The sequence below is a fragment of the Ruegeria spongiae genome, assembly GCF_023502395.1.
Classification (GTDB): Bacteria; Pseudomonadota; Alphaproteobacteria; order Rhodobacterales; family Rhodobacteraceae; genus Ruegeria_C; species Ruegeria_C spongiae.
The window spans coordinates 59515-73775 of sequence record NZ_JAMFMB010000025.1 but is presented as its reverse complement, the minus strand read 5'-3'; the positions used below and the strand labels follow the sequence as shown (position 1 = coordinate 73775).

Below are 14261 nucleotides of genomic sequence, written 5' to 3'. Positions count from 1 at the left end.
GGCGTAACACCGTCCTCACCGACCCGGTTTGTGTTCCGTTTCAGGCCGAGCGACCGGATCGGGCACGCTCCATATGGCTTTTGGATGCTGACAGAGCCCCGATCCAGAACAGCATGTGAAAGATAACGAACGGGGCAAGGAACCCCGATTCAGTAAACATGCGCGCAATCACCGCCAAGGATTGGGAGAAAAAGTAGATCTGGGACATTGAAGCCAACGAGAATGCCCCACGGATAAGCCAACCAAATGCCCAGAGAGTCGAGAGGATGGCCAGCCCCAGCCCGATCAGCCCCTGATGTACGGAGATCTCGAAAAAGCTGTTGTGAAAATTGAATTTGGCGCGCGGACCCTTATAATATTCCTCGAATATACGGCGCACCAGCGGTGAGTCATGATAGCGCCAGAACCCACCACTCCCGACCCCTAGAAACGGTTCTGCCGAGATCTGCTGTTCGGCATATTCCCAAAGGCCGGTGCGGCCGGTCAAGCTTCGGTCTTTGCCGAACGCCTCCAGCACCGGTTCCACCGGATCGACTTCTGTATGGGGCAGGACCAGGGTCGCGGCCCCAAAGATGCTGCCCACCATGAGGCACAGAACCGCCAGCCGTCTGGCACGCAGCAGGCCGCCCCGCAGCATCGTCGCCCCAAACAGGTTAACCGCTGCGGTGCCCAGTACCAGTAGCACGGCGGTGGCAGACCCGCTGATGAAAGCGGAATAGGCCGCTAGCAAAGCGATGCACCCGGCGATCCAACGCAGCTTTCGGGCTGACCCGGGATCGAGCATCACCGCCGTGGCCACAATCCAGGCCACAACCATGTTCTTGCCCATCTGGTTCTTGTGCACGAAAATCCCGTTCGATCCGTCGCCGGAGCCATAGATTTTCAGCAGGTTCGCCACCACGATGATCCCGGTGGCCAGCAGCACCGCGTACATGATCTGCCGGGGCGTGAGGCTGGCCGCAACCTGGTAGCAGATCAGCATGGTCAGCATCAAATAAAGCGCCTCTTTAAAGGCGGCGGCCGGCTCTACGGCCCAGAGAGGTGAAATCAGGCACCAGACGGGAAAGCTCAGCAGAATCCACGACCGGCGCAGCAGCCCCAGGATCTGCACCTGGTTCCGCCAGGCGGCATAGGTAAAGTAGAGCGCCAGCGGATAAAGCAGGAGTTCGTCGAAGCGAAACTGCACAAAGGTCACAAGCACCCAGAGGGCGAAGGCATAGAAATCCCGGCGTGCGTCACCCCGCTCCGCCTCGGTGCGGGCGGGGCGATGTGGATCGGCGGCTGAGATAAAAGTGGTCGACATGAACGAATGACCGCACAGGAGTTTTGCCCATTTGGCACGATCCGCGCATTGTGATCCAGCCCCGGCAGGTCCACCACGCAGGGAATATGGCCCGATTGACGGTTTCCCCCGGCCCGGGTGTGTGAAAAACTGCTGCGGGGCCGGGCCGGTATCCGGGAGATTTCGATGACCGAACTGATTTTGGTGGATGGCCATGTCCATCTTTACGGCAGCGCTGACCGGCAACGGTTTTTTGAAGCGGCATGGCGCAATTTGTCGGCAGCCGTGCCGGCAGTGGCCACGTATTGGCAGGGGTGCCTGCTGCTGACCGAGACGGCGCGTGATTCCGCCTTTGAGGCCTTGCGCTCGGACGCGCCGCCCGATGGGTGGAAACTGCGAACAATCCCGCAGGATCCGGGGGCATTGGTTCTGCATCGGGACGGGGCGGCGCTGACCGTGATCGCCGGGCGGCAGGTGGTCACCTCTGAGGGGATCGAGATTCTCGCGCTTCCCACCACCCGGCGGTTCGAAGATGGCCAGCCCGCCGCAGCACTGCTGGCGGAACTGCACGACGATGCCATTCCGGCGGTGCTGCCCTGGGGGCTGGGCAAATGGATGGGGCGCCGCGGGCGGCTGGTGGCGGAACTGGCGCGGAGCGGGCCGGGCGTGTCGCTGGGCGACAATGCCGGCCGCCCACCGGGCTGGCGGGTGCCGCTCTTCGGTGGTGCAGTGGTTCTGCCAGGCACTGATCCACTGCCCCTGCCGGGGGCGGAAGACGGGGTCGGGCGCTATGGCTTCACACTGCCGGGCAGGCTCGATCCGGATCGGCCCGCCATCGACATGGCGCAGCGGCTGCTGGCCTTGGACACCCAACCGCCGGTCTTTGGCCAGCGCCGCACGCTGGGGGCGGTTCTGAGCGAACAGATCGCGCTACGGCGACGCAAGGGTGATGGGGCGCAGGCGGCATGAAACGGGCCGGGCTGAGCGATCTGCGCACCGCGCCTTATGACGTGCTGGTGATCGGCGGCGGCATCTATGGCGCCATGACGGCCCGCGACGCGGCGCTCAGGGGGTTGCGCGTGGCGCTGGTGGAGCGGGGCGATTTCGGGGCGGAGACCTCGCATAACTCGCTCAAGCTGATGCATGGCGGCATCCGCTATGTGCAGCATCTGGATTTCGCCCGCCTGCGGGCCTCGGCGCGCGAGCGGGCGTTCTGGCAATTCGCCGCCCCCGATCTGGTCCGCCCGCTGGAATTCGTCATTCCGCTCACCGGCTATGGGATCAAGGGACCCGAAGCCTTTGCGGCGGCGGCGACGCTCTACAACATTGCCTCCACCGGGTTGCGCGGGCCGGATTACCCTGCCGCGCGGGTGCTGGGCCGAGCGGCAGCGCGGAACCGGCTGGGCGATCATGCGCCCGACGACCTGCGCGGCGGCGGGCTGTGGCGGGACGGGCAGATACTGGATGCCAACCGTCTGCAACTGGCCGCGCTGCGCGCCGCCAGCGAGGCGCAGGCGGATCTGGCCAATTACATGCGCGTAGACGGCTTGCGTACCGAAGCGGGCCGGGTCACCGGCGCGCGGCTGCACGACGAGGTGACCGGGGAAGAGGGCGAGGTCTCGGCCCATGTGATCCTGTCCTGCACCGGGGCGGCGGCGGCGGAGCTGGCAGCACCAGTCCTGCCCGAGGGCGCGCAGGCGCGCTTTCCCGGTTTCGCACGCGCCACCAATATCACCGTGGACCGCCCTGGTGGCACATATGGCCTGGGCGTGGTCAGCCGGGCACGTTCGGATGCGGTGGTCGACCGGGGCGGGCGGATGTATTTCCTGACCCCCTGGCGGGACAAGCTGATCATCGGCACCCACGAAGCGCCTGGGCCGGGCACCCATATCCCGCCGCGCGCCGGAAAGGATATCGACGACTTCCTTGGTGAGCTGGATCTGGCCTGCCCGTCGCTGGCGTTGACCCGTGGCGATATCCTGCATGTCTATCAGGGTCTGATCCCGGCAGACGTGGATGACAGCCGGGGCGATGTGCGCCGCCAGACAAAGGGCACGCTGATCGACCACCGCGCCGCCGATGACGTGGCCGGGCTGATCTCAGTGATCGGCGTCAAATACACCACCGCAAGGCTGATCGCCGAACGCGCGGTGGATCTGGCGGTCGCACAGCTGGGCCGGGGCGGAGCCTCGCCCAGCCTGACCACGGAACTGCCGGCGGTGGGGCTCGCATCCTGTGATCCCGATTGCCCCGACAGCACCTCCGGGCGGGTGCGCGAGGCGGTGCAGGGTGAAATGGCGGTGACGCTGGCGGATCTGGTGCTGCGGCGTATGCCGCTGGCGGAAACCGGTGGTTTGCGAGGCTCTGCGGGCCAGGCCCGGCTGGCGGCGGTGGCGGATCTGATGGCGGCAGAGCGCGGCTGGGATGCAGAGTTAAAACAGGCGGAAATCGCAGCCGTTCTACGTGACATCGAAACCAGCAGGCCGGAAAGCGTCAAACTCGGGTGACGGCAATATTTACTTTTGATCTTGGCGCGATAGGCTGTTGTCGGGGATTTGTAGCTGTTAATTATTTTTCTGGGGACTTAATCACGTGCGCCATTTCTGGAATCGGATGGAACAAGCCGCGGTGAATGCATTCTGGCGGGGGCTGGCTCTGAAGGCGAAAGATGTGACCAAGATCGTTGCCGGGCGGTCTTGCCTGGTGCTGGCACCACATCCCGATGACGAAACGCTGGGCTGCGGCGGGGTGGTCATGCACAAGCTGGCCGCCTGGTCGCATGTCGAGGTGATTGTGGCCACCGACGGGGCGGCGTCCCATCTGGATGATCCGACCTGCACCACCTCACGCGACGCACTGGTCGAGATGCGCGAACGCGAAACCCGGCTGGCCTGCGGCGAATTGGGCCTGGAGCCCGACCATGTCTCGTTCCTGCGCTTCCCCGACGGCGCGCTGGCGCAACATGCCAGGGATCTGCGTGACCGACTGGCCGAAGAGATCGCCGCACGACGGCCTGACGAGATTTATGTCTGCGCCCTGGTGGACGGCCATCGCGACCATGTCGCCCTGGCACAGGCCGTGCGGCATCTGGCTGGCGAGGGCCGGCTGGGTGGAGCGATCCACTGGGAATATCCGGTCTGGAGTTTCGATTTCCGTTCCTGGCGACCACCGGGGCGAACCAACAAGGCGGGCTATGTACTGGGCGTCGTCCAGATGCTGCGGACCCTGCGCGCCGCACATGTCTCTTCGGTTTCTATCAAAGGTCTGCAGGCGCGCAAACGCCGGGCGCTGGACCAGCACCGCTCGCAGGTAGGGCTTTTGGAGGAAGAGCCAGACTGGCCCGGATTACCCGAGGCGTTCCTGTCCTTTTTCTTTCGCGACCGCGAGGTGTTCTTTCACATCCCTCCAGTTCAGGAGTTCAGATGATGGGTGTTGTCCCGATCCTGCGTGACAGCCCATTCGGGCCACACATGGCTGCCGAACTGGCCGATGGCGGTGACCCGCCGCCTGCTATCGTGCTACTGGCGGAACCACCCGCGCAGCCTTCGCCGGTGATGCGTCGGATGCGGAATTTGCGCACGGCGCCGGACCAAATAGTGGCGGTCGCGGGAACAATAAAACCGGCAGTCGGACAATGTTGCAAAGCCTTGTCGGCGACGGGTAAGCAGTACCTGTTGCCGTGGAAAAAACCCGCTTAATGTGGCAAGTGAACTTATCCTTTGAAAGGTTCGTTTCGGGAATGTACCAGTGGGTTTTTTAGATTTTAAGCATCCGCCCCGCGCGCTGAATTGCGCTTTGCTAAAGCATGTCGCGTTTGACCAGTTTCATGACCACGCAGGCAATGGCAAGACGGCGTTTGCGACACATAGCGCATTCTCGATTGCCTCCGGATGCGATCTGCCACGACACGCTTTAGCCGACAGGGCGGGCCCGGACGGGCAGGGGGAATGACCGCGATGGCGCCACGGGATAAACCACTGGCGGTTGCCCCAGAGGCAGCAGATCCGGACAAGGACCAGGTCGTGGCTGCACTGAGCGCCAAAGGCTCAGCGTTGGCCAAGTATCAGGCGTTTTTCGTCGGCGATACCAAGCCGGGACGCCTGCTGCACTACGAGTTGGTCATGATGGTTGCGGGGGTGCGGGGCGCGTTGGGATATGCGCTACGCAAAAAGCTCTATCCGGGTCTGTTCGGCAAGGCGGGAGGGGGCATGAATTTCGGTCGCGATCTGTCGTTGCGCTGCCCGATGTTCATGTCTCTGGGCGACCGGGTGATGATCGACGACAATTGCGCGCTGGATGCGCGCGGGACCGGTGGTACGGGCGCATTTGAGATCGGTAACGACACGCTGATCGCGCGGGATTGCATCCTGGTGGCCAAGCAGGGGTATCTGAAGATCGGACGCAACTGTTCGATCGGCAGCCAGACCACGCTCTCGGCGGTCTCAGGTATCGAGATCGGCGATCACGCGATCATCGCAGGGCAATGCTATTTCGGCGGTGGGCGTTACAAGACCGCGCTGGGGGCAGGGCCGATGGTCGAACAGGGGCTGGTGACCAAAGGGCCGGTTGTGCTGGGCAATGATGTCTGGGTCGGAGCCGGGGTTCGGGTGCTGGACGGGGTGCGCGTGGGAGATGGCGCGATCCTGGGTGCGGGTGCGGTGGTCACCTCGGACGTGGCGGAGAACACCATTGTCGGCGGATGCCCGGCACGACCCATCGGGCAGCGGTCATGAAAGATGCGGCGGAACGGTTCGGAGAGCAGAGATGAAACCTGACGTGATCGGCATCGGCGCCCAGAAATGTGCCTCGTCCTGGCTGCACGCAGTGGCCGGCTCACATCCCGAGATCGGCCTGTCCGACCCCAAGGAGGTAGATTTCTTCTCCTATTATTTCGACCGGGGCTATCGCTGGTACGAAACCCATTTCGCCGAAGCGCCCGGTGCGCGGGTCTGGTTCGAATGCTCGCCGTCCTATTTCCATGATGCCCGCGCGCCTGCCCGCGCCGCCGCCTACCGGACGGACCTGAAAGTGCTGGCACTGCTGCGCGATCCGGTGAAACGGGCCTTTTCCAACCACATGCACGAGATCGTCAAGGGCCATATCCCGCCCTGCCCCTTCGAGGAGGGGATGGAAAACAACCCTGCCTATCTGGAGCAGGGCCTTTACGCCACCCATCTGCGCCCCTGGTTCGATGCCTTCCCGCGGGCACAGGTCAAAGTGATGTTCGCCGAAGATATCTCGGCCGATCCGGATGCGGCGGCGGCCGAAGTCTTTGCGTTTTTCGGGGTCGATCCCACATTCGACAGCGCCATCCTGCGCGAGCGGCGCAATGAAAGCGACCGGGCACGCTTCCCGGCTCTGCGCGCGGGGCTACGCGCGGGCGGCGACTGGCTGCGGCGGCAGGGTCTGGAAACCACGCTGGCGCGGGTCAAGGCCACACCGCCGGTGGCGCGGCTGCTGCGCGCCAACAGCATCCAGATCCGCGACGAGATCCCGCCGATACGGCCTGAAACAGCAGCCCAGCTAGCCACCTATTTCGCCCCCGAGATGGAGGCGCTGCGGACGCTTCTGGGCCGCAACACCCTGCCCTGGGACACACGGGAGGCGGCGGAGTGACGGAGGGTGACAAACCGCGTCGGCTGCTGGTCTTCGGTTTCGATGCCGGTGAAGCCGCGCAGATCCGGCGTATCCGCAGCTATATGGAGTGCGGGTTCCAGGTGCTGGCCTTCACCATGCGCCGCGACAACATGAATGCCGAATTCCAGCCATTCTGGCCCAATATCCATCTCTACGATACCCAGAACCAGAACATGTCCGGTCGCATCCGCGCCATTCTGGGATCGCTGCTCAAGGTGGCCCGCAACCGCAACCGGATGCGCGGCACGGATGTGATCGTGGCGCGCAATCTCGATATGCTGGTGATCGCCGCCGCCGCACGCGCAATGATCCGACCCCGCCCACCGCTGATCTATGAATGCCTCGATATTCACGGGCTGATGACGGACCAGACCCTCAAGGGGCGCATTTTCCGGGCGGTGGAGCGGTTCCTGCTTAAGCGCTGCGCGGCACTGATCGTCTCGTCTCCGGCCTTTCTGCGGAACTATTTTGAACCTGTGCAGGGCTGGACCGGCCCCAGCGCACTGATCGAGAACAAGCTTTGGAGCGGACCGGAGGGACCGGACCGGCCGGACCCGGTCGACGTGCCCCCTCCGGACGCGCAGAGGCCTCTGGTGCTGGGCTGGGTGGGCACGCTGCGCTGTGCTCGCAGCCTCGCCCTGCTGACCGAAGCCGCAAACCGGTTGGGTCCCCGGCTGCGGGTGGAAATGCATGGCGTTGTGCACCGGCATGCCTTGCCCGATTTCGATGCCATTATCGCTGCCCATCCCAACGTAAGCTATGCTGGGCCGTACGATTATCCCAACGGGCTTGCTCCGATCTATACGGCCTGCGACATCGTCTGGTCCCAGGATCTGTGGCAATGGGGTACCAATTCAACCTGGCTGCTACCGAACCGGATCTACGAGGCTGGCTATTTCGGCTGCCCCTCGATTGCCGTGGCTGGCACCGAGACCGGCCGGCGGGTGGCGGACGGCCTGGGCTGGACCATCGAGGAGCCATCTGTCGAGGCGCTAGTGGCGCTGCTCGAGAGGCTGAGCCCGGTGACGGTAGCAGAACAGCGCCAAGCCTTGCTGCGAATGCCTGACACCCTGTTCTGCCAGAGCCCGGAAGACATCCGTGACACCATCCTGCTGCCATTCGGCGCGGACCGGCCTCAGACACGGCATAAGGTGGCAGGCCCTACTTTCTAAGACAAGCGTGGAAGGAGAAGCGATCTGACCTGATGGTGAAACGAAAGCCGGAAACTTTCGGAAAACCCTTGCGGCAGACTGAATTTCCAGCTGACGGGCTATGGCGGAACCGCCCAATTATTTGGGATAATCGCTGGTGGCATAGCCTTGTGCCTTTCTTGGGTTCTGTTAGCTTAAATGTGTGTGGTTAAAAGATTTCAAATGAAAACCGGAATAGGGCACGACTTTTTAACGCGGCGGGGCGAGTTGAAAATCGGCCTGATTGTTTTTGTCCTTGCCATCGTGACGCGCCTCTCCCAGCTCGACGCAGGGCCCAATTACGACGAGCTCTATCATTTGCTGGCCGCGCGCAGTTGGATCGACACGGGCACATTCGCGATCGCCGATGGCGAGTACACACGCACCCCAATCTACACGATGCTGACCGCCCATGTTCTGGATCTCACCGGGTCCAGAGAAATTTCTGCAGCAAGATTACCCAATGTGTTCTTTGGTGCCTTGCTGATCCTGCTCGCGGTGCTTTGGACATACCGCAATGCTGGCAAGACGGCGGCGATCGTCATTTCATTGCTTTTGCTGTTCTGGCCAAGCGGGATGTATGTGTCACAATATGTGCGTTTCTACGCCTTGCACGGCCTTCTCTTCTTTGCAGGCGCCATAGCGACATATGCTCTTTTTCTTCCGGACAAGAGGTTTTGGCACCGCATTACGATGGCCACGCTGTCGGCTGTGTTTTTTTGGACCGCGCTGCAGTTCCAATTGACAACGCTTATCGGAGTTTTCTGTCTGGTGGCCTGGGTCATCGCGTTTATCGTGTTGCCGGTCATATGGCGACAGCCCAGCAGGCTGGTCATCATCGGCGTTCTGGCTGCTGCCGGGGTTTCAGTTTTGTTATGGGCACTCAGCCTTGGAATCCTGCAGAAATACTGGGCGCATTACACGTTTTCGCCTTGGGCGGTGGATACCACTTTCTATAACCGCGTGCTGCGTGATACCTATCCGTTGTTTTGGCCGATCACACCGTTTCTCGCGATTGCCGCCTTGCGCAACACACCGCGCCCGGCCGGATTCTGCCTTGTAATAAGTATTGTCGGTCTCATCGCACACACGTTTTCCGGCAACCACAACCTCCGATACATCTACTATTTTTCACCTTTCATGTTCGCGCTTTGGGCCATGGGCGTCCAGGCCGTCTATCCAGCGGTTCGGACGGCAACCAGATCCGCGCTGAGGGATATCCTCGGCCCCAAGGCCAGTCAGTTGCTGGTCAATGGCATACTCGTTTTTGCATTTGTGTTTTCCATCATTTCCAACATGGCCGTCACAAAATCCATGTCATACGCCCTCGGCAAAACACGCCCGCCATTCAAACCGAATTTCGACGTGACGGAGGCCAGAAACCGATTGGCCGACGCCCGCGATGAAGGGGCGGTCATCGTCTCCCATAACGACCTTTTCGCAATTGAGTTCCTGGACGGGCTGGATATCACCTTCAGCCAGAACTGGCTGCCGGGAATGCAGGAATTCGACATAGATCCGCGTACCGGAAAGCCGTTGATCCACAAACTCAGCTCGCTGGAAAAGGTTATCGGATGCAACAAAAGAGGTGTGTTTGTCTTCCTGAGCAGATGGATTCCAAGGGGCGGCTACCCGGATTTTCTGAAAACGTTCTCGACCTCTGATATCACATTCCGGATCGAACATACCGGCCAGATCTATCTTTTCCATTGGGAAACTCCGCCGACCGAAATGCCGGGGGCGGGCGAATGTTCCGAAGCTAGACCCCGCTGATTTGCACCCGGTCCTGTCGAGGCGATCCGAAATACACCAAGAGCGCCAGGACCATCCGCAGCAATGTGACATTCGGACAAAAGCGTTGGCCTGATTGCGGCGTCGATATTTTAACATAAACTCTATTACAAAATGATCGCTCGCAAAGTTAGAATGTCTCATATTAGCAAAGCAGAAGTGTCACACTTCCCTGTCGAGGCGCGGTTCCGTTTCCTGTGCCAGCGACATTTCAAGGTAGATCACCGCGCCAAGCGCAATGGTCAGAAGGAACGCGATGACACGGCTTTCCGACAGCGCCAGCAGAGCACCGCACACCCCGGCAAGAATTATCAGCCTCACAGGTGATATTTTCCAATGTCCCGACCAGTAACTGGCTGCCAAAAGTATCACAATCAGCACGACAAGAAGCACCGCTCTGCGGGTTGTAGTCATGATCGCGGTTTCGATGATCCCGTCGGGAGATATGGCGATGCAGGCACAAGAGAGCGCAAGCAGCAGACTGACTGTCACGAGGGCTGCATTGCCGTTCCGGTCCTGCAGCCAAGGACCCGCGGCGACCGCTGCTGCTGAAAGAAACGCCATTGAGGCCAGCCAATCCGCAGGCCGCCCGCGCCCCGGGTCCTGAAGACCGGCAGTCAAGTAAGATATTGCCGGCGCCGCTACGATCAATGTGATCAGCAAACCGCGACGGCGCTCCACAAGCACCTCGAAAAGCGTACCGTGGTGGCCGTATCGATCGGCGAAAAGCCCGGCCGAGTTACTGATGGCGACACCCAAAAGTATAAGCATGCCAAGCAGTTCGCTGCCCTCCTCGATTGCAATCCGCGCGGCGCTTGCATGGGCGCTATCCCAGGTCAACGCGTGTTCAAGGAATTCCTGTACGGCGACCGAGCCCAGCAGCGCGAAACCCGCCATCAGGATCAGCGCCTGCTTGCGCTGCGCACCGCCTGCCCGCCAGAGCGTCGCCATGGCCCAAAGCAGCACAATGGCGAGAACCGCGCCAAGCGGGAGCAGAAGGCCCCAGGACCCGACTCCCATCGACCTGCCGATGCCTGAGAGCCTCTCGTGCAGTGAACCGATCTCATCTGCGCTCAGAAAGAGCAGCACGCTCGCGATCAGGACCCACGCCCGGGCGACGCGTGGTGCAACCGACCGGAACAGGGTGTGACCGTCCATCGCGTGAAGCGCGATGACCGCAAGGAGCGCACCCGAGAACCACGCCGCCAGATTGTTCTCTTGCCCAAGATTGAATTCCTGGAGAATCTTCGGGACCGAATGAAATCCATTGGAAACTGCCTGGTATTCAAGCAGGTAGGCCATCAGAACGAGAACCGCGCACCCTGACGCTATGAAATAAAATTCGACCGAAAGTCTGCCCATGGCAAATCGCGATGACGGCAACTCGAATGGCACCATTGACGTCACCTCATGAATAAACTGACACAAAACATTCATAAAATTGTTACAGATTTGGGTGGGTTTTGCAAATTGCACTCGCCAAAAAGACTGCAAGTGCAAAGACCTCCTTCATCGAAGCCCCGGGCATCGTTGCGGCCGGTCTTGTTTGCCAGCGCTCCGAGAAAGGCGTTCGTCTATCGGCTCCGGCACAGTTTACCGGCAGGCCATCTGATCCCAAGCTGGGTTCGGTATTGGCATATAAGCGATGAACGGGCTGAGCTATGGGTGTTCAACACCCAGCGCGGCGCCATACGCAACGATGGCCATCACCAACAGCGTGATACTTGCCAAAGCCACATATCCGACGGGGCCGAAACGAAACTCCGGCACAGGCATCCCAAGCCGTGCAGCACCCGCAGCGGCAAGGCGGGTGAGCGAGACTGCCCCGACGACCAAGAGTATCGCAGAGATCGGGGTGAGAAAGATCAATTGCCCCGGGATCAGCCCGGGCAATGCACCGGCCACATCGAATGCGAAGAGGCCCGCCTGCAGCAGCAGAATAAAGGCAATCAACGGCTGATAGCGCAGTGCGGCAAACATGCCGGCCAGCAGGACAAGGGCCGTCAGGCCAAGCACACCGTTTCCAGGCTGTTTCCAGAATGGCCACATGCTGGAAAGCACGGGATTGCCATAGGCATCCGGATAAGCGGCGATCTGTTGTTCAAGGATCGGCCCGACCACCAGAACATACCACAAAAACGCGAAGAGGATCGCGACGACGACGGATACAAGACACGGCCGCAAGAGCGCGGCACGCCGCTCCTGATCCCGGGACAGCACCCAGAACAGGACAGCCGGTCCCACCGCCAGGGCAATCATGGCGCCCGGGACCGTGCAGGCGGCCACCGCCACGAGGAGGGCGCCAAGCCAGATGAAACCGGTGCGGTCCCCGCCGGTAATCGCGACCGAGGCTGCATAAAGCGCTATCGCCATTGCCAAAATCCCGAAGACGCCGTGTTCGACGCTGATCGAATGCTGGATTACATGTGGTGACAGGAAGATCAGCGCCAGCACCACAGGGGCGATGGAAAGGCTTCGCAACCGCTCGAGACTCAGGGCGATGAGCCCTGCCGAGCAAAGCCCCGCCCCCAGACCCGGAAGCTGCGGGGGCGTGATCTTGGCAAGCGTCGCCTCGCCCGCGAAGGGGGCACCGTGATGGAGGATCGCGACGAGCGCGAGCATGGTGTAAACCGCCATCACCAACAGGCTCATGCCCCAGGCGACCGCTGGCGCAACCGGCGTATACCGGTCGCCAAGAATACCGACCGGAGCGGGGTGGAACGCACCGAGCGCAGAGCGGACCAGCTCGCCCATGATTGCGACCTTCGCGCCTCGGCCGGTGATCTTGGTCGGAACCTTGCCGCTGTCCGGATAGGCGCGGCGAACCGGATACTCCATGACCCGGTACCCCAACTGCGGAGCCCGGACCGAGAGATAGAACAGAAGGTTGTAGGACATGAATGTGTCGCGAAACGGCGACACGCGTTCATCGAGCAGAAGTCGCCGCGAATATCCCCGGAAACCGTTGGTGATCTCCGTATACCAGTGACCGCCACCAGCCGACAGGACCGGCGCAAAGAGGAAGCGCCCGGCAAACCAGCGAACCATCGGCGTGTTTACGGCCTCTCCGCCCTTCGCATACCGCGATCCCTGGATGAAATCCGCGCCATCGGCGAGCGTATCGCGGAAGCCGTTGATCGCACCAACCCCGTCTTTGCCGTTGCCATCGATCGTGATGATGCCCTCGTAGCCCTCGTCGAGCGCCCAGCTATACGCCATGCGCAACTGGGCGCCCAACCGGCCCGGGCCGAGCTTGGTCAGCTTGGCGCGCACGCCGGCATGCCGCAAAAAGTCGCGCTCGAGTGAGCCGTCCACCGAACCGCCATCGGCCACGATCACATCGACGTCGCGGACCGCTTCCTGCATGCGTTCGAGCTGCTTTTGAATGCGGGTGCCTTCATTGATGACAGGCACGACGACGCAGTATTTCGACTGTTTCGCCGACAGGACATCGGCTTTGAAGTCCGGCACGGATCGCGAACGCGCCCCTGACTGCTTCTGAGCATCTCCCTGCATCGCCGTCATCCCGCCCCGGCCTCCGACCGCGCGAGCGCGTTCTGGCATTCAGCGATGGCGGCGGCGACGTCGGAAAATACATTCACCATCTCGATCGAGAGCCATCCCTCGTAACCGAGCATTGAAAGCGTTTCGACGAAGCTGCCGATGCTTTCGGCCTCCGGCGAGACCGGTTTCAGATAGGGGGTGCTTACATGGGCATGAAACACCCGCGTGATACGACCGTCCAGGACACCGCGGAGGCCCGACAGCTCGTCATTCAGAAGCAGCGCGCCAAGATCAAGATTGACGCCGAAGGCCGGATGCCCGACCCGCTCGGCAACTGACAGCGTCTCATCCAGCCTGGTGCAGAAATTCGTGCCATAGGCATCGGGATTGGGCTCGAGCGCGATGCGTGTTCCGGCCGTCTCAGCGGCTGCGGCCAGGCACGTGAATGCCTCGCGCCAGATCTGCTCAGCCTCTTCGGGGGACATGGTCCCGGGCATGATCCGGTTCTTGGGGGACCCCAGCACGACGGTCGGGATGCCAAGCCGCCCGGCCAGCCCGATCGCCTCTTCCATGCCCCGCACGAAGTTGGCCCGTTCCCCGGGGCTTTCGAACAACCGGGCATCGCTCAGCCCGAAGAGGGCGGATTGCATCGAGCAGAGTTGCAGCCCATGGGTTCCGGCCTCGTCGCGTGCGGCTTGGCAGTGGCCCGCATCCGCGTGGAGTGGCGTTTCAAGATCGGCAAACAGAAGGCTCGGCGCGATCTCGAGCCCACGGACGCCCAAGCGCTGCAGCAGGGCATAGGCATCGCCCGCCTGTTCCGGCGTCCACGCGAGGTTCGATACGCCGAGCCGCATCAT

General features: G+C 61.8%; 11 protein-coding genes and 2 pseudogenes. 9 read left to right on the top strand and 4 right to left on the bottom strand.

Annotated features, from left to right (window positions below; all coding sequences use genetic code 11):
• Window positions 1–40: 40 nt before the first annotated feature.
• Window positions 41–1303, bottom strand: a complete 1263-nt coding sequence (locus tag M3P21_RS17300; RefSeq protein ID WP_249711922.1) for an O-antigen ligase family protein — start codon at window positions 1301–1303, stop codon at window positions 41–43.
• A 165-nt stretch (window positions 1304–1468) separates the two neighbouring features.
• Here M3P21_RS17300 and M3P21_RS17295 point away from each other — a divergent pair, with 165 nt between their 5' ends.
• The 9 genes and pseudogenes from M3P21_RS17295 (at window position 1469) to M3P21_RS17260 (ending at window position 9882) form a co-directional block, all read left to right on the top strand.
• Entirely contained in the window at window positions 1469–2251 is a 783-nt protein-coding gene (locus M3P21_RS17295; protein ID WP_249711920.1) for a hypothetical protein, read from the top strand.
• Window positions 2248–3789 carry an FAD-dependent oxidoreductase gene (locus M3P21_RS17290; RefSeq protein WP_249711918.1) on the top strand — a complete coding sequence of 514 codons (1542 nt, stop codon included), beginning with the start codon at window positions 2248–2250 and terminating at the stop codon, window positions 3787–3789. Before M3P21_RS17295 ends, M3P21_RS17290 begins: the two co-directional genes overlap by 4 nt.
• 163 nt (window positions 3790–3952) lie before the next feature.
• Complete coding sequence (locus tag M3P21_RS17285) at window positions 3953–4708, top strand: PIG-L deacetylase family protein (protein WP_249711917.1); 756 nt, start codon at window positions 3953–3955, stop codon at window positions 4706–4708.
• Window positions 4705–4980, top strand: coding sequence for a hypothetical protein (locus M3P21_RS17280; protein WP_249711915.1), 276 nt, complete (start codon window positions 4705–4707; stop codon window positions 4978–4980). The genes M3P21_RS17285 and M3P21_RS17280 overlap by 4 nt, the downstream gene beginning before the upstream one ends.
• A 192-nt stretch (window positions 4981–5172) precedes the next feature.
• Window positions 5173–5748, top strand: a pseudogene (locus M3P21_RS22770) (LbetaH domain-containing protein); the annotation flags it as partial.
• Window positions 5749–5829: 81 nt separating this feature from the next.
• Window positions 5830–6015 (top strand): annotated as a pseudogene (locus M3P21_RS22765) (DapH/DapD/GlmU-related protein); the annotation flags it as partial.
• A gap of 31 nt (window positions 6016–6046) precedes the next feature.
• The gene (locus tag M3P21_RS17270) at window positions 6047–6898 is read left to right on the top strand and encodes a sulfotransferase domain-containing protein (RefSeq protein ID WP_249711910.1); all 852 of its coding nucleotides are present in this window, start codon (window positions 6047–6049) and stop codon (window positions 6896–6898) included.
• Window positions 6895–8091 carry a glycosyltransferase gene (locus tag M3P21_RS17265; protein WP_249711908.1) on the top strand — a complete coding sequence of 399 codons (1197 nt, stop codon included), beginning with the start codon at window positions 6895–6897 and terminating at the stop codon, window positions 8089–8091. Before M3P21_RS17270 ends, M3P21_RS17265 begins: the two co-directional genes overlap by 4 nt.
• A 201-nt stretch (window positions 8092–8292) precedes the next feature.
• On the top strand, window positions 8293–9882 hold the full coding sequence (locus tag M3P21_RS17260; RefSeq protein WP_249711907.1) for an ArnT family glycosyltransferase: 1590 nt from the start codon (window positions 8293–8295) through the stop codon (window positions 9880–9882).
• Window positions 9883–10062: 180 nt separating this feature from the next.
• On the opposite strand, the gene M3P21_RS17255 is transcribed toward M3P21_RS17260, so the two are convergent.
• From M3P21_RS17255 to M3P21_RS17245, 3 genes are all read right to left on the bottom strand, one after another.
• Window positions 10063–11394, bottom strand: a complete 1332-nt coding sequence (locus M3P21_RS17255) for a DUF8692 domain-containing protein (RefSeq protein WP_249711906.1) — start codon at window positions 11392–11394, stop codon at window positions 10063–10065.
• Window positions 11395–11559: 165 nt separating this feature from the next.
• Window positions 11560–13425, bottom strand: coding sequence for a glycosyltransferase family protein (locus tag M3P21_RS17250; protein ID WP_249711904.1), 1866 nt, complete (start codon window positions 13423–13425; stop codon window positions 11560–11562).
• Window positions 13422–14261, bottom strand: coding sequence for a sugar phosphate isomerase/epimerase family protein (locus M3P21_RS17245; RefSeq protein WP_249711901.1), 840 nt, complete (start codon window positions 14259–14261; stop codon window positions 13422–13424). Before M3P21_RS17245 ends, M3P21_RS17250 begins: the two co-directional genes overlap by 4 nt.